We start from the raw sequence: 21,710 nt of genomic DNA, 5'->3' as shown, positions 1-21,710 counted from the left end.
CGTCACACCTGCTCGTTCTGGATTGCGGCGCCCACGGTCATCAGGCGCATGAGGGATTCCTGGGTCGCGTCCGCTCGAGTCGTCTCGCCGGTGATGCGCCCCTCGGCCATGGTGTAAATGCGGTCGCACAGGCCGAGCAGCTCCGGCAGTTCCGAAGAGATCACCAGGACGGCCTTGCCCTGGGCCGCGAGCTCGGCGATCACCGCGTAGATCTCGGCTTTCGCACCGATGTCGATGCCCCGGGTGGGCTCGTCGAGGATGAGCACTTCCGGCTCTGAGAAGATCCACTTGCTGAGGACGACCTTCTGCTGGTTTCCGCCGCTGAGCTTGCCGGTCTCCGCGAACACCGAGGGAGCCTTGATGTTCATGGTGCGGCGGTACCTCTCCGCGACGCGGGTCTCTTCGTGCTGGTTCACCCAGCCCCCGCGGGAGACCTTGCCGAGCGCGCTCAGCGATATGTTGCGGCGGATGTCCTCCGAGAGGTTGAGCCCGAGGTGCTTGCGGTCCTCGGTCACGTAGGCGAGGCCGTGGGAGATCGCCTCGGGGACCGTGCGCGTACGGATCTCCTTGCCGTCGAGCAGGACCCGGCCGCTGGTGTGGCGTCCGTAGGAGCGCCCGAAGACGCTCATCGCGAGCTCGGTCCGGCCTGCGCCCATCAGGCCCGCCATGCCGACGATCTCACCGCGCCGTACCGTGATCGACGCTCCGTCGACCACCTTGCGGTGCACGTCGATCGGGTGCAGGACGGTCCAGTCCTCGACGGTCAGCGCGACCTCGCCGATGTCCGGGGTGCGCTCGGGATAGCGGTGCTCCAGGTCGCGGCCGACCATCCCGCGGATGATGCGCTCCTCGGAGATCCCCTCGGCTTCGACCGAGATGGTCTCTATGGTCCGGCCGTCGCGCAGGATGGTCACGGCGTCGGCGACGTGCGCGATCTCGTTCAGCTTGTGCGAGATGACGATGCAGGCGATGCCCTGGGCTTTGAGCTCGAGGATGAGGTCGAGCAGCTTGCGGCTGTCCTCGTCGTTGAGCGCGGCCGTGGGTTCGTCCAGGATCAGCAGCTTGACCTCCTTCGCGAGCGCCTTGGCGATCTCGACGAGCTGCTGCTTGCCCACGCCGATGTCCGCGACGCGGGTCTGCGGGTTGTCCGGCAAGCCTACGCGTTCGAGCAGGGCCCGGGCGTGGGTGAGCGTCCGGTGCCAGCTGATGAAGCCGTGCGAGGCGTGCTCGTTGCCGAGGAAGATGTTTTCGGCGATGGACAAGTAGGGGATGAGCGCCAGTTCCTGATGGATGATCACGATGCCGCGGCGCTCGCTGGCCCGGATGTCGCCGAAGGCGCACGGTTCGCCCAGGAACCGGATCTCGCCTTCGTAGGAACCGTGTGGGTGCACGCCGCTAAGCACCTTCATCAGGGTGGACTTGCCTGCCCCGTTCTCGCCGCAGACGGCGTGGACCTCGCCGGCGGCGACGGTCAGGTTGACGTCCGACAGCGCCTTGACGCCGGGGAAGGACTTGCTGATCGAACGCATCTCGAGGACGGGTCCGGCCATGGTGGTGAGTCCGTTCGACTGGGGTGATGCGGCGGGCCGGTCGGGGCGGCGCCGCATCACCGGCTCTTCGGCCCCGGTGGGTGGGCCTGGTGGCGACTACTTCAGCTGGTCAGCGGTGTACTGCCCGGAGTCGACGAGCACCTTCTGGTAGTTCTCCTTGTCGACGCTGACCGGCTGCAACAGGTAGGAGGGCACGACCTTCACGCCGTTGTCGTACTGCTTGGTGTCGTTGACCTCGGGCTGGTGGCCGGTGAGCAGTGCGTCACCCATCTGCACGGCCACCTTGGCGAGTTCGCGGGTGTCCTTGTACACGGTCTGGGTCTGTTCGCCGGCGATGATGGACTTCACGGAGGCGAGTTCGGCGTCCTGGCCGGTGACGATGGGCAGCGGCTTGCCCGCGCCGCCGTAGCCGACTCCCTTGAGGGACGAGACGACGCCGATCGAGATGCCGTCGTAGGGCGAGAGCACCGCGTCGACGGTGGCGGACGTGTAGGCCTTGCTGAGCAGGTTGTCCATCCGGGACTGGGCGACGCCGCCGTCCCAGCGCAGGGTGGCTGCCTGGGTGAATTCGGTCTGGCCGCTCTTGACCACGAGCTTCTTGGCATCGAGGTGGGGCCGCAGGACGCTCATGGCGCCCTGGTAGAAGAACGCGGCGTTGTTGTCGTCCGGTGATCCGGCGAAGAGCTCGATGTTGAAGGGGCCCTTGCCGGCCTGGAGACCGAGCCGGTCGGCGATGTACGTGGCCTGCAGGACGCCGACCTTGTAGTTGTCGAAGGTCGCGTAGTAGTCGACGTTCCCGGTGCCGCGGATCAGGCGGTCGTAGGAGATGACCCGGATCTTCGCGTCGGCGGCCTTCTGCAGTACGTCGCTGAGCGACGAGCCGTCGATCGGAGCGATCACCAGGAGCTTGGCCCCCTTGGTGATCATGTTCTCGACCTGGGCGACCTGGTTCTCGACGACGTTGTCGCCGAACTGCAGATCCGTCTTGTAGCCCTTGGCCTGGAACTGCTTGACCATGTTGGCGCCGTCATTGATCCAGCGCTCGGAGGACTTCGTCGGCATGGCGATCCCGACCAGACCCCCCACGGCGTCGCCCGCGTCCGCCTCGCTCCCGACGCCGTTCGCGCTCTGCCCGCAGGCCGCCAGGGTCAGGCCGAGCACTGTCACGACCACGCCTGTCGAAATTCTTCGCACGTTTCCTCCAGTGGAGCGCCGGGACGCGGCGCGATGAGGGGCCCGGCTCGGGGCGGCCCGGCGGTTTCCCGGGCGGCGGGGCTGGCGCCGGCCGCTGGGGTGCACTGCCCGACCGCGCTGTTCCGGCCTGGCGTGAGACGAGTGTTAACGCTCACAACTGTGCCGTCAAGCCCCCTGGGGTCACCTTTGCGAACCCATCGCAACGACCTCTCCGGGGCCCCTGCGCGCCAGGCCCGGGCCGCCCCGCCGCCGCTCCCGGCTCCCCGATCGGTCGTACGCACTGCGCCGGCGTCCAGGCGTTCCTCGTTCGTGCAGGAGGGTCCCGGTCACGGCCGTGTGACGCACATCGCACGACTTCCTTCCCGTTCCCCGGCAACTCCGGCGGCTGCGGCGGCAACTGAAGGGCGACAGAGCAGTACTCCGCTCCCCTCCGCACAAGGAACGCCACCCGATGCCCCCTTCCTCTCATCGCCGCTTCCCCGCCCGTCGCCGTCTCGCCCTGGTCACCACGGGACTCGTCACCGCGGCGGGTCTCGCCGTCCTGCCGTTCGCCACGCGTGCCGACGCGGGTGCCGTCGATCTCGCGCACGCCGCCCTGGCCGCCCAGGACGGCTGGGCGTCGAGCGGCTCCGGCACCACCGGCGGACAGGCTGCCGACGCCAAGCACGACGTCACCGTCACCACGCGGGCAGAACTGGTCAAGGCGCTCCGCGCGGGCCCGTCCGGCGCCCCGCGGATCATCCGGGTGAAAGGCCGGATCGACGCCAACACCGATGACCAGGGCCGCCCGCTGACCTGCGCCGACTACGCCAAGGGCACGGGATACACGCTCGCCGCCTACCTCAAGGCCTACGACCCCGCGGTCTGGGGACGGTCCAAGGTGCCGTCCGGCGCGCAGGAGTCCGCGCGGGCGGCGGCGCAGGCGAAGCAGGCCGAGCGGGTGGGCATCACCGTGCCGTCGAACACCACCGTCATCGGCGTGCCCGGCACCGACGCGGGCATCAACGGAGGCAGTCTTCTGGTGCAGAAGGCGGACAACGTCATCATCCGCAACCTGACCTTCGCCGACACCCGTGACTGCTTCCCCCAGTGGGACCCCACGGACGGATCCGAGGGCAACTGGAACTCCGCGTACGATGCCGTCACCCTGCGGGGGGCGACCCACGTGTGGGCCGACCACAACTCGTTCACCGACAGCCCCCACTTCGACGCCTCGAACCCGCGCCATTTCGACCGCGAGTACCAGGTCCACGACGGAGCCCTCGACATCACCAACGCCTCGGACCTGGTCACCGTTTCGTACAACCGGTTCGCCGACCACGACAAGACCATGCTCATCGGCAGCAGTGACAAGGACACGAAACTCCGTGTCACGCTGCACCACAACGTCTTCCAAGGCATCGTGCAGCGCGCACCGCTCGCCCGGGTCGGACAGATCCACCTCTACAACAACCACTTCGACACCACCCCGCGCAACGGATACACCCACAGTTACAGCGTGAACGCGCGTGCCGGCGCCCAGATCGTGGCGCAGAACAACCATTGGACGCTCTCCTCCGACCGCAAGGCGTCCCAACTCCTGTCGGGTGACGGCACGGGCGCCTTCGCAGGCAGCGGGAACATGGTCAACGGCTCGGTCACCGACCTCGTCGCCGCCCACAACGCCGCGAACAAGAAGAAGATCAAGCCCGAGGCGGCGTGGAAGCCCGCCCTCGCCAGGGGACTGGAGTCCTCTGCTGCGAGCCTGCCCACGTCCCTCGTCCGCCGTGCGGGCGCGGGCGTCCTGAAGTGATCCACCGCCCCGATGCCCGGGCGGGCGCGCCTGTCCCGCCCGGGCATTGCGGCGCGCCGCCGAAGACGCAACGACCACCCCGCCCCACCAGGAATGAGCTGACCGAACGGTTGGTGTGCTCGCCGCCCCCGTCCCGACCGGCGCGCACGGACACCGGCACTGACTGGGGCAGGAGCACGGACAGACCACACGGAGACTCCGCAATGGCCCTCGACGACGCGTCCGCGGAGTTCCACGACTTCTTCGAACGTCACCACGCCGAACTGGCGCGCCTGGCCCACCTGCTGACCGGTGAGGCGGACACCGCCGACGACCTGGCCGCCGACGCCTTCGTGGCGCTCTGGCACCGCTGGGACCGCGTCCAGCGCGCCGACCACCCGGTGGCCTACGCCCGCGGCGTGGTCACCAACATGGCCCGCGCCCGCATCCGTTCTCTCACCCGCGAACGACGCCGCATTCATCTCTTCTGGACGGCCCTCCCGGGCCGCGCGCAGCACCCCGACGTGGATGCGGTCATGGACGTGCGCCGCGCGCTGGCGCGGCTGCCGTTCCGCAAACGCGCGTGCGTCGTGCTGCGCCACGCACTGGACCTGTCGGAGAAGGACACCGCCCTCGCCCTCGGGACATCCGTCGGTACGGTGAAGAGCCAGACCTCCAAGGCCGTGGCCGAACTGCAGCGCCTCCTCGGTGCGCAGGCCGCCGAAGAACTGACCGGAACGAGGAACTGATGGAGGACCTGAAGCGCCGGCTCCGGGATGCGGCGGCGGCTCACGCGCCCGACAGGGACCAGATGCTCGAGCGGGTCCGGCACGGCATGTCCCGCACCCCCGGGCCCGACCGCCGTGCGGACCGGCCCCTGTCCTGGCCCCGCGTCACGCTCGCCACCCTTGCCTCGACGGCAGCGCTCGTGGCGGGCGGATACACGATCGCCACCACCGTCCATACGAACAACCCCGGACGAGCAGCCGCCACGGCCCCCGCAGCGCCGCCGCCCCCGTCCGCACCACCCCGCACACAGGACGGGCCGCTCCGCTCCGACGGCTCCGTCGACCCCCACCTCAACGCCTACTGGTCCCAGAGCAACATCACCCTCCAGGCCGGTGCGCCCCTGGATGCGCTCACGCTGGAGGTCCGCATCGCCCAGACGGGCGGCGTGGCGTCCACCGGCGCCTGGCGGACCCTGCCCGAGGGCGATTTCACGCTGACCACCATCGACGAGGGCGGCGCCCTCATCTACCGGTGGACCCTCAAGCCGGGCCGGACCGTGCCCCCGGGACAGCACGTCTTCGCCGTCCAGTACAACCATGCCCCGGGCTCGCGAGCCGCGACCGGCGATGCCTACGCCGCGACGGCCACCACGACGAGGGGACAGCAGCACATCGTCACCGGAACGTTCCGCCCGGCGGCGGGCGCAACGGGCTGACGGGGCCTCGGGTCACGCCGGGCACCGCGTCGGACGGGCGCGTCCCGGCGGCCGAGGACCCAGTGCGGGGCGTCGAGGGGCCGCCATCTGCCCGCCGTTGAGGGGGCCCGGGAGTCACGCGATGACGCGTCTGCCGGGCCCCCTTCTCCCACCGGGCTACGGGGTCCAGCCACCCAGCCAGTCCGAGACCTCCTGGGACGCGGCCTGGGGGTCGGTCAGGTGCGGCCGGTCGGTGCTCTTCGGACCGGCACCCGGACCGACGTTCATGTACTCGGCGAAGCGGTCGTCCTTCCAGGAGAAGCCGCCCATGTCGGTCCAGGGAGTGCGCTTGATCGCGCCGCTGAGGGTGGAGTTGCGTACGGTGGCCTGCGGGTCGACGGTCTTGTCGCCGCCGGGGTGCCAGTTCCGGCCGAGATGGAAGGAGGACGCGTCCACGTCACCGTTGACCGTGGAGCGGTTGATGAGGATGCCGTTGCGGCCCGCCGGGGTGCTCGGGGCGGTGACGTAACCGGCCGAGGTGCCGTTCCAGCGCTTCTTGAGGGTGATGACCGACTGGTCGATCACCGCGGTGGCACGGCCGAAGATGAAGTCGACGTTGCCGACGATGTAGGAGTTGGTGACGTAGACGCGGCCGGGCTCGTCCTTCGCCGCAGTTTCCAGCTCCAGGGTGTCCTGGTCGCCGGTGACGATGACGCCGTCCAGCACGATCTTGTCCGCGGTCGTGAGCAGGGCGACTGCCTGGTGGCCGTCCAGGGACTGGTTCGCGGCCTCGTCGAAGTCGTTGGAGACGGTGAGGTTGCCGAGCCGGGAGTCGTCCGACCGGATGGCGACCGTGGTGCTGCCCGGAGTGCCGTACGTGCCCGAACCGTCCGGCTTCTGCATGCCGGCCGCGTTGCCGTACACGATCACCGTGTCCTTGCGGCTCGCGCCCGAACCCTGGATGGTGACGTGCGGCTTGTTCGCCGGAACGTTCACCGTCTCACGGTACGTACCCGGCTTGACCGAGATGACCACGCGGGAGGGATTGCCGGCGGGTACGGCGTCCACCGCGGCCTGGACGGTCTTGTACTGGCCGGTGCCGTCCTTGGCGACGGTGAGGGTCCTGGTGGCGGCAGCGATGCCCTGGGCCGCCGTACCCAGGGAACTCCTCGGGCCGGCTCCGGACTTCACCAGCGCCGGAACCTTGCCGGCGGCGTCCAGGGTGTAGCCGTAGTACGTCTTCGGGTCGAAGGCCGTACCGCCGCCGCTCTCGTTGCGTCCGCTCGTGCCGGAGAAGACGTTGCCGCGCTGGACGAGGGTGGCAGTGGCGTCCCTGATCACGGGGTTGCCCATGCCCTGGAAATAGGAGTTCTCCAGCAGCATCCGCGTCCTGCCGCGTGCGTAGTTGCCGTAGGAGGACTTGACGGCCGTGCCAGGGGTGTCTTCCATGAAGTTGTTGTAGAGGTGTGCGTGGGCGGCGTTGTCCGTGGACGGGTTGCGCTGCTCGGTCTCGCGGATCCAGTTGTGATGGATCGTGATGTCGGTGACGAGGTTGTCGGTCCACCCGATGCCGAAGGCCTTGTTGGCGTTGCTCAGCCTGTTCCAGGACACCGTCACGTACGTGCTGTCCTTGCGGACGTCGATCAGTCCGTCGGCGGTGTGCCGCAGGTCGTTGTGGTCGATCCACACATGGTGGGCGCCGTCCATCTGGATGGCGTCGAAGTCGTGCTCCTTGTCGTTCCACACGCCCTGGTACGAGTCCCTGATCGTCAGGTTCCGGATGATCACGTTGTGAACGCCCTGGCCGAGGAAGAAGCCGCCGCCGACGATGTGCCCCAGGGTCCCGGAGCCGATGATCGTCTTGTCCGAAGCGACCTTGATCTCCTTGCCTACGGGGGCCATGTCGATCGTGCCGGCGACGACGATGACGTACGGCTCCGGGGCAGTGGCGTACTTCTCGAGGTCGGCGAGCGTCCTGACGGTGACGCTCCTGCCACCCCGACCGCCGTACGTACCGTTCTGTCCGAGAGCGTTGACCGAGGCGAACCCGTCGGCGGCAGCTGTTGCCCAGGCCGAGGGCTCCGCCGCTGCGGCCCTCTCACCCAGTCCGAACGCGGACCCGTACGCCACGACTCCGGAAGCGGCCAGTGCCAGCGGCACACCGATGGCCAGGACCCTTTGCGGTCTGCGATGACGGGCTGTGCGGCGGGTCGAACTCATGGGCGGTTTCCGTTCCGTGAAGAGGGGACGATCGGTGTGTGGTTGCCGCCGGGGGTCGAAAGGGTTGCCGTGCTCGTCGAGAAATCCGCAAAGGTTGCCGGCGCCGGCGCGAGCCGGCCGGAGGACCGGGTACGTGGGACCGGCCGGCCCGGCCAGGCAGGTGCCGGGCCGGGCCGGGTCGGGTCGGCCGGACGCGTCAGCGCACGGGGGTGAAGTCCTGCGAGGCGATGTACGCGGGGCGTCGCACCGGGGCGGCGAAGGGCTTCGCCGGGCGGTTCTCGACGCTGTTGAATACGAGGAACACGTTGCTGCGCGGGAAGGGCGTGATGTTGTCACCCGAGCCGTGCATCGCGTTGCAGTCGAACCAGGTGGCCGAGCCCGCATTGCCGGTGAAGAGCTCGATGCCGCAGGCCGAGGCGAACTTGGTCAGCGCTTCGTCCGACGGGGTGCCGGCATCCTGCATCTGGAGGGACTTCTTGTAGTTGTCCTTCGGGGTCGCGCCGGCACAGCCCAGGAAGCTCCGGTGGGAGCCGGGCATGATCATCAGGCCGCCGTTGGTGGTGTGGTTCGGCGTCAGGGCGATGGACACCGACACGGTGCGCATGTGCGGCAGGCCGTCCTCGGCGTGCCAGGTCTCGAAGTCGGAGTGCCAGTAGAAGCCGCTGGCGCCGAAACCGGGCTTGACGTTGATCCGGGACTGGTGCACGTACACCTCGGAGCCCAGGATCTGTCGCGCGCGCCCCACGACGCGCGGATCGGCGGCGAGGGCCGCGAACACCTCGCTGATCCGGTGGACCTCGAAGACGGAGCGCACTTCCCGGGACTTCGGCTCCACGATGGACCGGTCGTCGGCCAGCGTCGAGGGGTCACGGAGCAGCCGGTCCAACTCGGCCCGGTAGACGTCCACCTCGCCGGGCGTGATGAGCTCGTCGACGGACAGGAAGCCGTCGCGCTCGTAGGTCTCCAGCTCGTGGGCCCACATCGGGCCCGGCGTGCCGGGCTCGGACCAGACGACGGGGTCCACGCGGCCGGTGAGCACCTCCTCGGAGCCCCGGGTCGGATACAGGTCGTTCACAGTGCGTGTGGATGCGTGGGTCATGGTGGTGCCTGCCTCTCCTCTCTGTGCGATTCCGTACGTCAGCTGTGGTCTGGTTCGGTGAGCAGTGGGTACACGCCGTTCTCGTCGTGGTCCTCCCGGCCGGTCACGGGCGGGTTGAAGACGCACAGGCAGCGGAAGTCCCGCTTCACGCGCAGGGTGTGCCGCTCGTGGCCGTCGAGGAGGTACATGGTTCCCGGCGTGATCGTGTAGGTCCGGCCCGTCTCCTCGTCCGTGAGTTCGGCGGCCCCCTCCGTGCAGACCACGGCTTCCACGTGGTTCGCGTACCACATGGACGTCTCGGTGCCGGCGTACAGGACGGTTTCGTGCAGGGAGAACCCGACGCGTTCCTTGGCCAGGACGATGCGCTTGCTCTCCCAGGTGCCGGATGCCGCCCTGACGTGGCGGTCGGTTCCCTCGATGTCCCGGAACGATCGGACGATCATGGTGGTGCCCTTCGTGGTGTGTGTGGGCCGGTCAGGCGGTTTCGCGGACGGAGCGGGCGAGGACGGCGAGGCCCTCGTCGAGTTCGTCGCCGGTGACGGTGAGCGGCGGGAGCAGCTTCACGACCTCGCCCTCGGGGCCCGAGGTCTCGACGAGGAGCCCGTGCTCGAAGGCCCTGCGGCACACCTCCGCGGCACGCTCCTTGTGGGCGAACTCGATGCCCCAGACCAGTCCACGGCCCCGGTACGTCGCGCCCAGCCGGGTGTGTTCTGCACACAGCTCGCGCAGCGCGCTCTCGATGCGGCCGCCCTGGACGAGGGTCCGCTCGCGCAGGACGCCGTCGCTCCAGTACGTCTCCAGGGCCGCGGTCGCGGTGACGAAGGCCGGGTTGTTGCCGCGGAAGGTGCCGTTGTGCTCGCCCGGCTCCCAGAGGTCCAGCTCGGGCTTGAACAGGCACAGGGACATGGGGAGTCCGTAGCCGCTGATGGACTTGGACAGCGTGACGATGTCGGGGGTGATGCCCGCCTCCTCGAAGGAGAAGAACTCGCCGGTCCGGCCGCAGCCCATCTGGATGTCGTCGACGATCAGCAGCATGTCGCGGCGCCGGCACAGGTCCGCGAGGGCGCGGAGCCATTCCGCGCGGGCCACGTTGATCCCGCCCTCGCCCTGGATCGTCTCGACGATGACCGCCGCCGGGTGGTTGAGACCGGAGCCCTGGTCCTCCAGCAGGCGCTCGAACCAGAGGAAGTCGGGGACCCTGCCGCCGAGGTAGTTGTCGAAGGGCATCGGGGTGCCGTGGACCAGGGGGATGCCGGCGCCGGCCCGTTTGAAGGCGTTGCCCGTGACGGCGAGGGAGCCGAGCGACATGCCGTGGAAGGCGTTGGTGAAGGACACGACCGACTCGCGGCCCTTGGCCTTCCGCGCCAGCTTGAGCGCCGCTTCGACGGCGTTGGTCCCGGTGGGACCGGGGAACATCACTTTGTAGGGCAGTGCGCGGGGTTCGAGGACGTGGGAACGGAAGGTCTCGAGGAAGGCCCTCTTGGCGGTCGTCGACATGTCGAGCCCGTGCGTGATGCCGTCCCGCTCCAGGTAGTCGAGCAGGGCCCGCTTCAGGACGGGGTTGTTGTGGCCGTAGTTCAGGGACCCGGCGCCCGCGAAGAAGTCCAGGTAGCCGCGGCCGTGTTCGTCGTACAGCCGGCTTCCCGTGGCGCGCTCGAAGACGGCGGGCCACGCGCGGCAGTAGCTCCGCACCTCGGACTCCAGGGTCTCGAAGACGGACAGGACCGGCTCGGTCATGGTCAAGGCAACTCTCCGATGAGCGTGGGGGTGTTCGGTCTGGCGTGTTCGGTACGGGGTGTTCGGGGCGGTGGCCCGGACGGCTGCCGGCGCGGCTCGCGGACAGCGGGTGCCGGACGGAACCGGGATCAGAAGTGGAGCGGCCCGATGCGGTGCAGGACCTCCGGGGCGTGCCCGCCGTCCGGGAAGTCCTCGGCGGCGAACAACGCTTCGCGCGTGAGCGTGGCGCCGTGCCGTGCGGCGTACGAGCCGAACAGTCGCTCCGACGCGAGGTTTCCGGGGGAGATGGTGGTCTCCAGGGAGCTCAATCCGTGTTCTGCCGCCACACGGGCGGAGAGGCCGTCGAGCAGGGCCCCGGCGATTCCCAGACCGCGGACGGATTCGTCGACGGCGATCTGCCAGACGAGCAGGGTTCCGGGGCTGTCGGGACGCAGGTATCCGCTGACGAATCCGACGGCACGCCCGGACGAGTCGCGCGCCACCGCGGACGTGCCGGCGAAGTCGCGGCACCAGAGGAGATAGCTGTAGGCCGAGTTGAGGTCCAGCGTCCTGGAGTCGCGAGCGAGGCGCCACAGCTCGGGGCCGTCGCCTGGGCGGGGGCGGTCGATGTGCGTCGCCGAGTTGGCCGGAGTGGACGGCAGGGTCTTCCTGTAATGGGCGAGTTCTGCATGAGCAGTCATGCGGGCCGAAGTTACCCAGGGATGGAGCAAATTGCATGGCCCCAAGGGGTTACGGAGCTGGCGCGATCCGTGATAGGTGCAAATGCCTTCCCGGGGTCGCGAAGCGCTGATGATGTGCCCGCATCTCTACGGAAAATGCTGACATTTCCACCCCACCTGTGACTGCATAACGAGCGGATAACGTCTTTGTCCTGTCTCATATTTGCCACTTGAATGTGATGTCTTCGTCGGCAGGCCGGGGGTTTCGTTCGCAGCTGTGCGGTTATAGGCGACGGGGCGAACGTGACGCGACGGATTTCGCGGGATGCAGACCGCGGGTGATTTCGGACGGAGCGCCCCGGACGGCCGCGGACCCGCTGCGCGCCCCGCACCCCCGATCGCCCTCGGCTGTCCGGCGAAACAGGCGGTTCAGCTGAGGATCCGGCTCTTCTGGGCGGCGAATTCCTCGTCGGTCAGCACGCCCTGGGCCCGCAGGTCGCCCAGTTCCTTGAGCTGCTCGATCTTGGTGCTCATGGGGTCTTCCGGGGCGGCGGCCTGCGGAGGCGTGGGGGGAGGGGGAGGGGCCTGCTGCGGCTGCTCGTATCCCTGCTGCACTCCGGCATCTTGCTGCGCCCAGCGGCCGGCCTGGCGCCGGGACACCCGATTGGACACCGCGGTGGCGGTGCCGGCGACGACGGCAGTGCGGGCGATGCCGCGCAGTAGTCCGGGCATGGTGCTCATCTCCAGGCTGTGCGGACAGGTGCGCGTGTGGCGTCCCGTCAGGGTTGGTGTGGGGGCAGTCTGATCCGGCGCCGTCTCACCCCTCCGCGGGCGGGTCACCCATGGCGTCGAGCGATGCCAGCAGCGCCTGGACCGGAATCCGTCCCGCCGCCACCAACTGCCCGCCGCCGCGCCGCAGGGCGCGAGCCAGGGGCGCCGCCCACGTGTTCTCGTACACGATGATCCCGGCCGAGCTTCCCGGTTCCAGCGCGACTCCTGCGTCGTCGATGTCCTCCTGGTCCAGCAGGCCGGAGGAAGCCCCGTCGAACACCGACAGATCGACCTCGTCGCCGAAGTCCCGGAGCTCGACCGACCTCACGGAGCCGTCCGTTTCCTTGCGGACGAACACGAGGTCGAGAATGCGGATGATGCCCCGGTCGACGAGATCCACGAGCAGAGGCAGTCCCTCGCCCGTCATCCGGTTGCCGGGAAACTCGATCACCAGGTAGTCGACGGGGCCCATGTCCTCGACAGCCCCGGAACCGGTACTTTCCTCGACTTCGCTGCTCATGGCGTCTCCAGTCGGGCGTAAGGGAGGAGAGCGACGCTCCGCCGCGGTTGCCGTTCGCGGTTACCGCCCGGCGCGGCGCGGACGTGGGCGCCAGACGTCACTCAGACTCATTCAAACATCGCGGTCACGCCTTCGCATGTTGCGTCCTGCGGGCGCTGGCCTGCTCGCTCGGTGCCTGATGGGGCGGCCGCAGGTCGGACTTCGCGACTCCGGGAACAGCAACTCGAGAGGAACCGCCGTGCACGAGGCAGGTCGACTGATCATTTTCGCCAACTTCCTGTCCGATCTGGCGCTGGATCTCGACCAGGGGCAGGTACTGGCGCAGTGGGCGCAGCAGGCGCCGCGGAAGGCCTGGCTGCTCCGCCCGGGGGACGTGCTGGTGACCCCTGAACCCCTGAGCCGGGAGTTCCTCCGCTACGTGGGCGACCTGACGGGGGTACCCGGCGAGCAGGCGGCGGTCATCGAGGTGCCGCCCGCCGGAGTCGTCCCCCTCGCGCAGGCGGTGCGCCAGGCCGGGCTCGTCGAGCAGGTGCGGGCGCTCGCCGGCGGACCGGGTGCGGCCCTGCTGCCCACAGCGCTCGACGCGTCCGCGATCGCGTTCGCGAGGGAACTGGGGCTCACCGTGCACCCCTATCCGACGATCGAGGACGCCGCGGCCGCCCTGCGCACGACCATGCTGCTGAACACGAAGGCCGGCTTCCGCGCGGCGGCGGAGCGGGTGGGCATGAGGCTGCCGGAGGGACGGGTCTGCCGGCGCCCGGGGGTGGAAGGGGCCGTGCGCGAGCTGCTCCAGCGGTACGAGCGGGTGGTGGTCAAACCGGACCGCTCCGCGGGGGGTCATGGCCTGCGCTTCCTCGCACGCGGCGACATCAACGGAGCGGAGCTGAGGCTGGACGAGGTCGGCGGCCCCCGGGGCACGTGGGTGGTGGAGGAGTGCGTGGACGTGGCCGCATCGGTCAGCATCCAGCTGGAGAACACCGTCGCCGGAACGCGCGCCCTGTTCAGCGGTGCCATGCGCACGGTGCGGGGCTCCTTCACGGGATACGTCTCCCCCCTCCCGCCGTCCTGCGCGCACGTGGCCGCCGAGCTGGAGGAGTGGGGGATGCGGCTGGGCCGCCACCTGTCCGACCGGGGTTACCTCGGCCCGTTCGGGGTGGACGCCCTGGTCGCCGCCGACGGCGTGGCGTACGCGAGTGAGAGCAACGTCCGCCGTACGGCCACCACGACGCCCCAGGCGATGGTCACCCGGCTGACAGCGGCGTCGGCGGTCGCAGATCCGGCATGGTCGATGTCGAAGGGGTGGACCCGAAGGCCCTTCGGCTTCGAGGAAGCCCTCGACCGGCTGCGGGAACACCGCCTCGCCTTCGACCCGGCCCGAGGCGAGGGGGTCGTGCTCTACGCGGACGCGCCGCCGGACGGCCGTTCCTGGCGTTACGTCGTGATCGCCGCGCACGAGGGCGGCGTGCGGGATCGAGAAGACGGAGTGGCCGAAGCCCTGGAATTCGAGCCGCCCATCTGAGTCGGGCCGGCCACCCGATCGCCCTTCTGGGGCGACATGTCTGCCTCCTCGCAGCAGCTGGCCGGCCGGGCGTGGACTCTCCGGCGACGGGGGCGGCGCAGCGGCGCTTCGCAGCGATCGTTCGAAGATGCGCCGTGAGGCGTCTGCCCCACCGGGGGCACCACCATGCCGAACGGCGTCCCGGCCGAGAAAGCCGGTCACCGTTCCCGGTGCGGGATCACTGATCAGGAGTAGCCCGGGGGGCAGGGGGGAAGACGGCCTCCCGCAGGGACCGTGCGCGGCCTTCGCTCGCGGCCTGCCGAACCCGGAGAACGGTATGACCCAGTCCACATCGCGGCGGCCACGCGGACGTGGCACGCCCCGGCCGCCCGGCGACCAGGCGTCCGGTACGAACACCCCCGGGCCCGAGTCCGGCACGAATACCCCTTGGCCCGAGTTCATCGCAGTGACCCGCCGGATGGTGGCCCTGCTGGAGAAGGCCCCCGTGCCTGTCCGTGTCCGCCCTCGGCCGTCCGCCGCGGCTTCCGACGCGGCGGGAGGGGAAGCGGACACGCCCGGCGCGGCAACCGCCGCCGAGCGCTCATGAGGCGGGCGGCCGAGGCGGGCCGGGGCGGAGGGGCTTCGCGCATGCGTGATCCCCCGGGCTGCCGCACGGGTGAAGACGGACGCCTTCCCGGCCGCGTTCAGCCGCCCCTCCGTCGGCGACGGCCCCAGGATGGGGGGCCGCAAGGCTGATCGGACGGTCCGGGAGCCTCGGCCCCCGACGGCAGGCCCGCGGCGCCGACGGGGCCGAGGCCCCCGTCGGACGGGGTGCCTGTCCTGCTCTGCCCGTGGTACCGCAGGTCCAGGGCTTAAGGGGCAGGCGGGCGGGCAGGCGCTCCACAAGTCGATCGCCCGTCCGGCCGGGCCGCACGGCGCGGGCGGACGGGGGTACAGGAGCGAAGAATCATGGTGTACGTGGCGGGGCCCTCTGAGGTGAGGGTCGTCGAAGGACGGCGGCTTCGGCGCGGCGGCAGATCGGGAGGTGCCCCGTGTGCGGCCTGAGCGGTGAGGTGCGCTTGGACGGCGGCCGCCCCGATCTCGCCGCCGTGGAGCGCATGACGGATTCACTGGCGCAGCGCGGGCCTGACGGCCGAGGGTCGTGGTCGCTGGGGGCGGTCGCGCTGGGGCACCGGCGGTTGAAGATCATCGACCTGTCGGAGCGCGGTGCCCAGCCCATGACCGACGCGGGGCTGGGCCTGACGGCGGTCTTCAACGGCTGTGTCTACAACTACCGCGAGCTGCGCGGCCGGCTCGAAGGCATGGGACACCGCTTCGTCTCCGAGTCCGACACCGAGGTACTCGTCAAGGCTTACGCCCAGTGGGGCCGGCAGTGCGTCGAGTTCCTCGTCGGCATGTTCGCCTTCGCAGTGGTGGAGCACGGCACGGGCCGCGTCGTGCTGGGGCGTGACCGGCTGGGCATCAAGCCCTTGTACGTGACCCAGGACAGCGACCGTCTCCGCTTCGCCTCCTCCTTGCCGGCCCTGCTGGCGGGTGGGGGAGTGGACACCTCCCTCGACCCGGTGGCGCTCCACCACTACCTGAGCTGGCACGGCACCGTGCCGGCGCCCCGGACCGTACTGGCGGGCGTGCGCAAGATCCCGCCCGCCACCGTCCGTGTCGTGGAGCGGGACGGATCCCACCAGGACCACTGCTACTGGCAGCCGTCGTACACCCGCCGTCCCGAGCTCGGCGAGGACCCGGCACTGTGGCGGGAAGCGGTGCGCGACGCGCTGCGAACGGCGGTACGGCGGCGCACGGTCGCGGACGTCCCCTTGGGCGTGCTCCTGTCGGGAGGACTGGACTCCAGCCTGATCGTGGCCCTGCTGGCCGAGGAGGGGCGGGAGAACCTCGCGACCTTCGCTATGGGCTTCGAATCGGAGAACGGAGAGGACGGCGACGAATTCCGGTACTCGGACCTGGTCGCCCGCCAGTTCTCGACCGACCACCACTCCTTCATGATCCCGTCCGACCGGCTGCCGGCCGCGTTGGAGGCCGCGATCGGCGCCATGAGCGAGCCGATGATCAGCCACGACGCCGTGGCGTTCCACATGCTGTCCGAGCAGGTCGTCAAGGACGTCAAGGTGGTGCTCTGCGGCCAGGGGGCGGACGAGGTGTTCGCCGGCTACCACTGGTACCCGCCGATCGCCGCGGCCGCCCGGGAGGGAGCGGCCGACGCGTACGCCGCCGCGTACGTCGACCGGACGCACGACGATCTCACCGCCATGCTGCACCCCGACGCCGCCGCGGCCCGTGACGCCTCGATGGACTTCGTCCGTGCCCACATGGCGGCCCCCGGCGCCGAGACCGCCCTGGACGCGGCCCTCCGGATGGACGTCCACGCGCTCATGCCCGACGATCCGGTCAAGCGGGTCGACAACATGACGATGGCCTGGGGCCTGGAGGCCAGGGTGCCGTTCCTGGACCACGAGCTGGTCGAACTGGCCGCCGCCTGCCCGCCGGAGCTCAAGCTCGCGCAGGGCGGCAAAGCCGTGCTCAAGGACATCGGACGCAAGGTCCTGCCCCCGGAAATCGTGGACCGGCCCAAGGGCTACTTCCCGGTGCCGGCGGTCCGGAACATGGCCGAGCCCGTGCTGACGCGCGTACGGGAGGCCCTCACCGCCCCGGAAGCCCGCCGGCGCGGGATCTTCGACCAGCGGCACGTGGCCGAGCTGCTGGCAGCACCCGACCGTCACCGCGCCAAACGCGGGGCCAACACCCTGTGGCAGGTGGCTTCGCTGGAGATCTGGTTGCAGGTGCACGGCATCCACTGATGCACGGCATCCACTGATCGGCGACAGCCCCTGGAAGCGGAAGCCCTGGAGAGGCGGCCATGCCCCTGGATCGCACCAAGCCCACGGCACACCCGGCCGATCACGCCCGCCGGGACGGACCGGACGGCAAGGCCCTTCTGCAACCGGACGGCGTTCCGTACGGACCCCTCCCGTCCGGCGGCGTGGCGCAGGCTCCGCCGTCCGGCGGACCCGTACCGGCCCCTGCACCGGCTCCCGCGCCCGTCCAGGTGCTGGACGACCACCATGCCGATCCGCCGACCCTGCTCACCGCCCACGGGTGCTGGTACCCCTCGGCCGACCCCACGGGCGAGCACGTGGCCTTCATCTGTGACCGGGCGGGCGTCCCGCAGCTGTGGAGCGGGCCCGCCGGGAGCGCCGAGGCCCATGTCCTCGACGCCAGTCCCGACCCGGTGACGGAAGTGTCCTGGTCCCCCGACGGGCGGTGGATCGCGTACACCTCGGCGCCGGGCGGCAGCGAGCACTCCAGGGTCCTGGCGGTGCGCCCGGACGGCACCGGTCGCCGGGTACTGGGGGGCGCCGAGCAGGGCGCCTCGGCCCACCTCGGATGCTGGACCCGCGACGGTGCCGCCCTGGCCGTCACGGTCGCCCAGCCGTCCGCGGCGGGCTCGGAGCACAGCGGGTCCGGGCACCTGCCGCAGGACGCCGCCGGGGCGGGTGGCCGTGAGCCGGCATGGACCGAACGCGGCGGCCCGGCGACCCTCCTCGGCGGCGGGGTCGCGCCCCGTCCCGCCCGGGGGAAGTCCACACCGACGTCCCCGGGCGCGGCGGGCCCCGACCCGAGCACCGGACGGCCCCCGGACGCGGGCTCGGGCACCGGACTGGCCGCCTACCTGGTCGACCCGGACGGTACGAGCGCCCCGGTGCTCCTGTTCAGCGAGCCGGGCGCCGCCTCCCTGCGCGTGTGCGATGTGAGCGCGGAGGGCCGCTTCGCGCTGGTCCGCCGCGGCCCGCGCGGCCACCGGGAGGCCCTCGTGCTCGATACGTCGTCGGGCCGCACCGCTTTCTCGCTGCGCGTCGCCGACGGAGACCCGTGGATCGGCCGGTTCTCCGCCGACGGGCGCACCCTGTGGCTGCGCAGCGACTCCGGACGGGAGTTCGCGGCCCTCATGAGGGTGCGGCTGGACGAGGACGGGGCGGCCCGGGACGTGTCCGTCACCGCCGAGCGGGAGGGGTCCGCCCTCGACCTGCTGGCCCTCCCCGACCACGGCCGGTGGGCGCTCCTCGCCTGGAACGTCCACGGCGCCAGCGAGCTGGAGAGCGTCGGCCTGCCCACCACGGACGCGGACGGCGACATCGGGCCGCACCACCGCCCCGACCTGCCCCACGAGGTGGTGACCCGCATGGCGCCGGTGGGGCGGGGCGGACTGTTCGCCGCCCTGTCGGGTTCCCGACGGAGGCCCGGCATCTGGGAACTGGACGGCGGCTTCGCCCCCGTGCGCGCCGGCTGGTCGGCGCGCGACGAGGACGCCGCCCCACCCGGCCGGCCCCCCGTACGCCCGGTACCCCTGCGCTGCCACGCCCGGGACGGGCTGATGCTGGGAGGCTGGTACTACCGGGCGCCGGACCACGATCCGGGCCGGCCGGCCCCGTGCGTGATCCACCTCCACGGCGGTCCGGAGGAACAGGAACGGCCGGTGTTCAGCCCGCTGTACCACGAGCTGCTCGGCCGTGGCCTGGACGTCTTCGCCCCCGACGTCCGCGGCTCGTCAGGGTGGGGCCGGTCCTTCGTGGACGCCGACCTCGGAACCGGACGCTTCGCCGCGATCGACGACGTCGCGGACTGCGCCGCACACGTGGTGTCGCTCGGGTACGCCGACCCCCTGCGGCTCGGAGTGATGGGCCGCTCGTACGGCGGCTACCTCACCATGGCCTCGCTGGTCTGGCATCCGGAACTCTTCCGCACCGGCGTGGCCGTCTGCGGGATGTCGGATTTCGCCACGTTCTTCGCCGGGACGGAACCCTGGATCGCGCAGTCCGCCGCCGCCAAGTACGGGCATCCCGAACACGACCGCGAGCTGCTGCGCGCCCTGTCCCCGATGAGCCGCGTCGACCAGCTGCGTGCCTCAGTGCTGGCGATCCACGGCGAGCACGACACCAACGTGCCGCCGACGGAGTCGGAGCAGTTCGTCCGCGGGGCCCGTGACCGGGGGGTGCCGGCGGAGCTGCTGACGCTGCGCGACGAAGGCCATGACTTCCTGCGCGCCGACAACCGCCGCACCTACCGGCGTGCCGCCGCGGACTGGCTGGAGCGCCATCTCAACGCGAGCCCGGCCTCATGACTTGCTTCCGCGCCGCCGCCGGCCAGGCTATGGCCGGCGGCCGGGTTGTTCCGCGGGTGGCTGTCCGTGCTCGCTCGCGTCGGCAGCGCTCCGACGTCACTGACCGGGGTCACTGACCGGGCAGGTCTGTATGTCCGTCTGCCGGTGGTGTGCGCAGGGCCGACCTGCCCTGGTCCCATGCGGCGCGGATGTGTGCGGCGAGACGGTCCTCCAGCAGGATGGTCGCCGCGCAGCCGAACGCGACGTCCGGCTCCAGGCCGGGCTCGTCGGCGAGCAGGCCGCCGATGACCTCGTGGCGCACGACCTGCTCGTGGACGGCGTCGGCTTCCACGTGCTCGGCGTAGAAGTACTCGGCCGCCGGGCCGGCGCCGCACCTGCGCATAGCCTTGGCGAGGCGCCGCGAGCCGGGCGACGAGGTGACCTCCACGCACGCGAAATGGCCGACCAAGGCCCCGCGCAAGGCCCGGTGGAGGCCCAGGAGGGACATCAGGTTGACGGTGGCGAGCAAGGGTGCCGGGGCCCGGTCCAGGTAATGGCCGTAGGTGACGTCCAGGCCCAGGTCGACCATGAGGTCGGCGAAGAGCCGGGCGTGGATCCGCTCGGGATGGCCGGCGCCGAACTCGTCGTACTCGATGGCGACCATCGCGGCCTTCGCCCGGCCGGTCAGCCGGGGGATCACCCAGGCGTGCGGGTCGGCCTCCTTCAGGTGGTAGAGGGAGCGCAGCGCCGCGTACTCGCGCAACTGCCACAGCTCGCCCTCGGTCTCCAGGTGGTGGCTGAGGCTGCCGCTCAGGTCCACGGGCTCGACGAGCAGCGGCCCGAACGCTTCCGCCACGGTGTCGGGCGCGCCGGCCGTGGCCGTTCGCAGGGCGTGGAGGAAGCGGTCCTCCAGGGACCGGCGCAGCCGGAGGAGTTCCGGATTCCATTCGAGGGAGTCGTCGACGTCCGCGAAGCCGCGGTAGTGCAGTTCGTACAGCAGGTAGAGGGCGAGTTGCAGGTCCTCACCCCACGGGTCGGCCTTCAGGACCTCCGCAGTGGTGGCACGCGCGGGAGCCCGGCCGCTGCGCAGGGCGTCCACCACGGCGCGGGACAAGATCCCGCGTCCCTGAACCAGCGCGGGCTCGGCCGTGTGGGTCGGGACCGTGGGGGTGGGGGTGTGGGCGGGCGGGGTCATCGCTCGTTCCTGTCCTCGGGTGACGGGGTCGCGCGTTCGCGAGGGCGGTGGCTGGTGTCGCACCAGGGGTAGGTACGGCTGCGCCGGCAGGTGCACACGGCGACCATGAACCGGTCCGACCTGGCGATCGTCCCGTCGTCGAGGACGATCTCGACCGGGCCCTCCACCATGACCGGCCCGGAGCGGTCCACGGACACCCGCCGGGCCGCACGGCACTCCCCGGCGGTCGCCTGGCGAACCCGATCAGAGGTACTGGCCACGGATGATCACCAGCTCTTCCCGCTCGTCACCGTCTTCCGCCAGGCCCTGCTTCTGCAGCCAGTCCCTGCGGGAACGCAGTACGGGCCCCCACGGCACCGAAGCCCATGCCGTGACCTGCGCGGACAGTCCCTGCCGGGCCAAGAGCCCAAGGGTTTCCTGCGCGCCGCACATCGCCGAGTGGACCATCAGGAGGACTCCTCCGGGGCGCAGCAGAGTCGGGGCGGCAGCGCAGATCCGGTCGATGACGGCCCGCCCGTCGGTACCGGCGTCCCAGGCCCGCTGGGCCCCGCGGGTGGGCAGCCGGACGTCGGGGCAGGGGACGTACGGCGGGTTGGCCAGGACCAGGTCGAAGCGGAGCCCTCGGGTCTGGGTGGCGAAGTCGCCGTGCAGGACGCGCAGGGGAAGGCGGTGACGCCATCCGTTCAGACGGGCGGCCAGTACGGCGGGCCACGCGACGTCGACCGCGGTGACCTTGGCGCCCCTGGCCGCCGCGTGCAGCGCGAGGGCGCCGGTGCCCGTCCCGATCTCCACCACCTCCGCGTCCGTGCGCAGGGGCTCGCGTGCGAGGGCGTCGGCCAGCAGCCGGGTGTCGTCCTGCGGGCGGTACACGCCCGGAAGCGTGATCAGCCGCGGTGTGAGGTCGGCGTACGTCAAAGCGGTGTTCGGCACTGTGTACCT

General features: G+C 70.8%; 18 protein-coding genes. 6 read left to right on the top strand and 12 right to left on the bottom strand.

Annotated features, from left to right (window positions below; translation table 11 throughout):
* Positions 1-2: 2 nt before the first annotated feature.
* Positions 3-1,550, bottom strand: a complete 1,548-nt coding sequence (gene mmsA / locus AB0D48_RS26175) for a multiple monosaccharide ABC transporter ATP-binding protein (RefSeq protein WP_362401737.1) — start codon at positions 1,548-1,550, stop codon at positions 3-5.
* A gap of 96 nt (positions 1,551-1,646) precedes the next feature.
* Positions 1,647-2,723, bottom strand: a complete 1,077-nt coding sequence (gene chvE / locus AB0D48_RS26170) for a multiple monosaccharide ABC transporter substrate-binding protein (RefSeq protein WP_362401674.1) — start codon at positions 2,721-2,723, stop codon at positions 1,647-1,649.
* Positions 2,724-3,195: 472 nt separating this feature from the next.
* Between chvE and AB0D48_RS26165 the strand changes: the two genes are divergently transcribed.
* From AB0D48_RS26165 to AB0D48_RS26155, 3 genes are all read left to right on the top strand, one after another.
* Positions 3,196-4,536 carry a pectate lyase gene (locus AB0D48_RS26165; protein WP_362401671.1) on the top strand — a complete coding sequence of 447 codons (1,341 nt, stop codon included), beginning with the start codon at positions 3,196-3,198 and terminating at the stop codon, positions 4,534-4,536.
* Positions 4,537-4,739: 203 nt separating this feature from the next.
* Entirely contained in the window at positions 4,740-5,264 is a 525-nt protein-coding gene (locus AB0D48_RS26160; protein WP_362401668.1) for a SigE family RNA polymerase sigma factor, read from the top strand.
* Positions 5,264-5,959, top strand: coding sequence for a hypothetical protein (locus AB0D48_RS26155; protein ID WP_362401665.1), 696 nt, complete (start codon positions 5,264-5,266; stop codon positions 5,957-5,959). Before AB0D48_RS26160 ends, AB0D48_RS26155 begins: the two co-directional genes overlap by 1 nt.
* Positions 5,960-6,115: 156 nt before the next feature.
* On the opposite strand, the gene AB0D48_RS26150 is transcribed toward AB0D48_RS26155, so the two are convergent.
* From AB0D48_RS26150 to AB0D48_RS26120, 7 genes are all read right to left on the bottom strand, one after another.
* A complete protein-coding gene (locus AB0D48_RS26150; protein WP_362401662.1) occupies positions 6,116-8,158 on the bottom strand; it encodes a pectinesterase family protein in 2,043 nt (680 codons plus the stop codon).
* 196 nt (positions 8,159-8,354) lie between these two features.
* Complete coding sequence (gene thpD, locus AB0D48_RS26145; RefSeq protein ID WP_362401659.1) at positions 8,355-9,257, bottom strand: ectoine hydroxylase; 903 nt, start codon at positions 9,255-9,257, stop codon at positions 8,355-8,357.
* Positions 9,258-9,295: 38 nt separating this feature from the next.
* The gene (locus tag AB0D48_RS26140) at positions 9,296-9,700 is read right to left on the bottom strand and encodes an ectoine synthase (RefSeq protein ID WP_362401656.1); all 405 of its coding nucleotides are present in this window, start codon (positions 9,698-9,700) and stop codon (positions 9,296-9,298) included.
* A gap of 31 nt (positions 9,701-9,731) precedes the next feature.
* Positions 9,732-11,000 carry a diaminobutyrate--2-oxoglutarate transaminase gene (ectB, locus tag AB0D48_RS26135; protein ID WP_362401653.1) on the bottom strand — a complete coding sequence of 423 codons (1,269 nt, stop codon included), beginning with the start codon at positions 10,998-11,000 and terminating at the stop codon, positions 9,732-9,734.
* Between the two features lie 122 nt (positions 11,001-11,122).
* The gene (gene ectA / locus AB0D48_RS26130) at positions 11,123-11,674 is read right to left on the bottom strand and encodes a diaminobutyrate acetyltransferase (RefSeq protein WP_362401650.1); all 552 of its coding nucleotides are present in this window, start codon (positions 11,672-11,674) and stop codon (positions 11,123-11,125) included.
* A 408-nt stretch (positions 11,675-12,082) separates the two neighbouring features.
* Complete coding sequence (locus AB0D48_RS26125) at positions 12,083-12,385, bottom strand: SHOCT domain-containing protein (RefSeq protein WP_362401733.1); 303 nt, start codon at positions 12,383-12,385, stop codon at positions 12,083-12,085.
* 85 nt (positions 12,386-12,470) lie between these two features.
* A complete protein-coding gene (locus tag AB0D48_RS26120) occupies positions 12,471-12,944 on the bottom strand; it encodes a DUF6325 family protein (protein WP_362401647.1) in 474 nt (157 codons plus the stop codon).
* A 238-nt stretch (positions 12,945-13,182) separates the two neighbouring features.
* Between AB0D48_RS26120 and AB0D48_RS26115 the strand changes: the two genes are divergently transcribed.
* The 3 genes from AB0D48_RS26115 to AB0D48_RS26105 all read left to right on the top strand — a co-directional run bounded on the left by AB0D48_RS26115 (position 13,183) and on the right by AB0D48_RS26105 (position 19,597).
* A complete protein-coding gene (locus AB0D48_RS26115; protein WP_362401644.1) occupies positions 13,183-14,463 on the top strand; it encodes a peptide ligase PGM1-related protein in 1,281 nt (426 codons plus the stop codon).
* A 1,031-nt stretch (positions 14,464-15,494) separates the two neighbouring features.
* The gene (locus tag AB0D48_RS26110; protein ID WP_362401641.1) at positions 15,495-17,276 is read left to right on the top strand and encodes an N-acetylglutaminylglutamine amidotransferase; all 1,782 of its coding nucleotides are present in this window, start codon (positions 15,495-15,497) and stop codon (positions 17,274-17,276) included.
* Positions 17,277-17,335: 59 nt separating this feature from the next.
* Positions 17,336-19,597, top strand: a complete 2,262-nt coding sequence (locus tag AB0D48_RS26105; protein ID WP_362401638.1) for a prolyl oligopeptidase family serine peptidase — start codon at positions 17,336-17,338, stop codon at positions 19,595-19,597.
* Between the two features lie 109 nt (positions 19,598-19,706).
* Here AB0D48_RS26105 and AB0D48_RS26100 read toward each other — a convergent pair whose 3' ends face one another.
* The 3 genes from AB0D48_RS26100 to AB0D48_RS26090 are packed head-to-tail and all read right to left on the bottom strand — an operon-like array spanning position 19,707 to position 21,701.
* Positions 19,707-20,771: an iron-containing redox enzyme family protein gene (locus tag AB0D48_RS26100; RefSeq protein ID WP_362401636.1), complete on the bottom strand. Its 1,065-nt coding sequence runs from the start codon at positions 20,769-20,771 to the stop codon at positions 19,707-19,709.
* Positions 20,768-21,031 carry a CDGSH iron-sulfur domain-containing protein gene (locus AB0D48_RS26095; protein ID WP_362401633.1) on the bottom strand — a complete coding sequence of 88 codons (264 nt, stop codon included), beginning with the start codon at positions 21,029-21,031 and terminating at the stop codon, positions 20,768-20,770. Before AB0D48_RS26095 ends, AB0D48_RS26100 begins: the two co-directional genes overlap by 4 nt.
* Positions 21,015-21,701 (bottom strand): HemK2/MTQ2 family protein methyltransferase, encoded by a 687-nt coding sequence (locus AB0D48_RS26090; protein WP_362401630.1) that lies wholly within the window; start codon positions 21,699-21,701, stop codon positions 21,015-21,017. Before AB0D48_RS26090 ends, AB0D48_RS26095 begins: the two co-directional genes overlap by 17 nt.
* Positions 21,702-21,710 lie beyond the last annotated feature (9 nt).

Source organism: Streptomyces sp. NPDC048269 (assembly GCF_040652395.1).
Lineage (GTDB): Bacteria > Actinomycetota > Actinomycetes > Streptomycetales > Streptomycetaceae > Streptomyces.
The sequence above is the reverse complement of the archived record's forward strand: the minus strand, read 5'-3'. Positions and strand labels throughout refer to the sequence as shown.

What these genes read in the sequence shown, in the direction of transcription:
- mmsA (WP_362401737.1), bottom strand. Translation starts at nt 1,550, where the DNA reads ATGGCCGGACCCGTCCTCGAGATGCGTTCGATCAGCAAGTCCTTCCCC.
- AB0D48_RS26165 (WP_362401671.1), top strand. Translation starts at nt 3,196, where the DNA reads ATGCCCCCTTCCTCTCATCGCCGCTTCCCCGCCCGTCGCCGTCTCGCC.
- AB0D48_RS26160 (WP_362401668.1), top strand. Translation starts at nt 4,740, where the DNA reads ATGGCCCTCGACGACGCGTCCGCGGAGTTCCACGACTTCTTCGAACGT.
- AB0D48_RS26155 (WP_362401665.1), top strand. Translation starts at nt 5,264, where the DNA reads ATGGAGGACCTGAAGCGCCGGCTCCGGGATGCGGCGGCGGCTCACGCG.
- AB0D48_RS26150 (WP_362401662.1), bottom strand. Translation starts at nt 8,158, where the DNA reads ATGAGTTCGACCCGCCGCACAGCCCGTCATCGCAGACCGCAAAGGGTC.
- thpD (WP_362401659.1), bottom strand. Translation starts at nt 9,257, where the DNA reads ATGACCCACGCATCCACACGCACTGTGAACGACCTGTATCCGACCCGG.
- AB0D48_RS26140 (WP_362401656.1), bottom strand. Translation starts at nt 9,700, where the DNA reads ATGATCGTCCGATCGTTCCGGGACATCGAGGGAACCGACCGCCACGTC.
- ectA (WP_362401650.1), bottom strand. Translation starts at nt 11,674, where the DNA reads ATGACTGCTCATGCAGAACTCGCCCATTACAGGAAGACCCTGCCGTCC.
- AB0D48_RS26125 (WP_362401733.1), bottom strand. Translation starts at nt 12,385, where the DNA reads ATGCCCGGACTACTGCGCGGCATCGCCCGCACTGCCGTCGTCGCCGGC.
- AB0D48_RS26120 (WP_362401647.1), bottom strand. Translation starts at nt 12,944, where the DNA reads ATGAGCAGCGAAGTCGAGGAAAGTACCGGTTCCGGGGCTGTCGAGGAC.
- AB0D48_RS26105 (WP_362401638.1), top strand. Translation starts at nt 17,336, where the DNA reads ATGCCCCTGGATCGCACCAAGCCCACGGCACACCCGGCCGATCACGCC.
- AB0D48_RS26100 (WP_362401636.1), bottom strand. Translation starts at nt 20,771, where the DNA reads ATGACCCCGCCCGCCCACACCCCCACCCCCACGGTCCCGACCCACACG.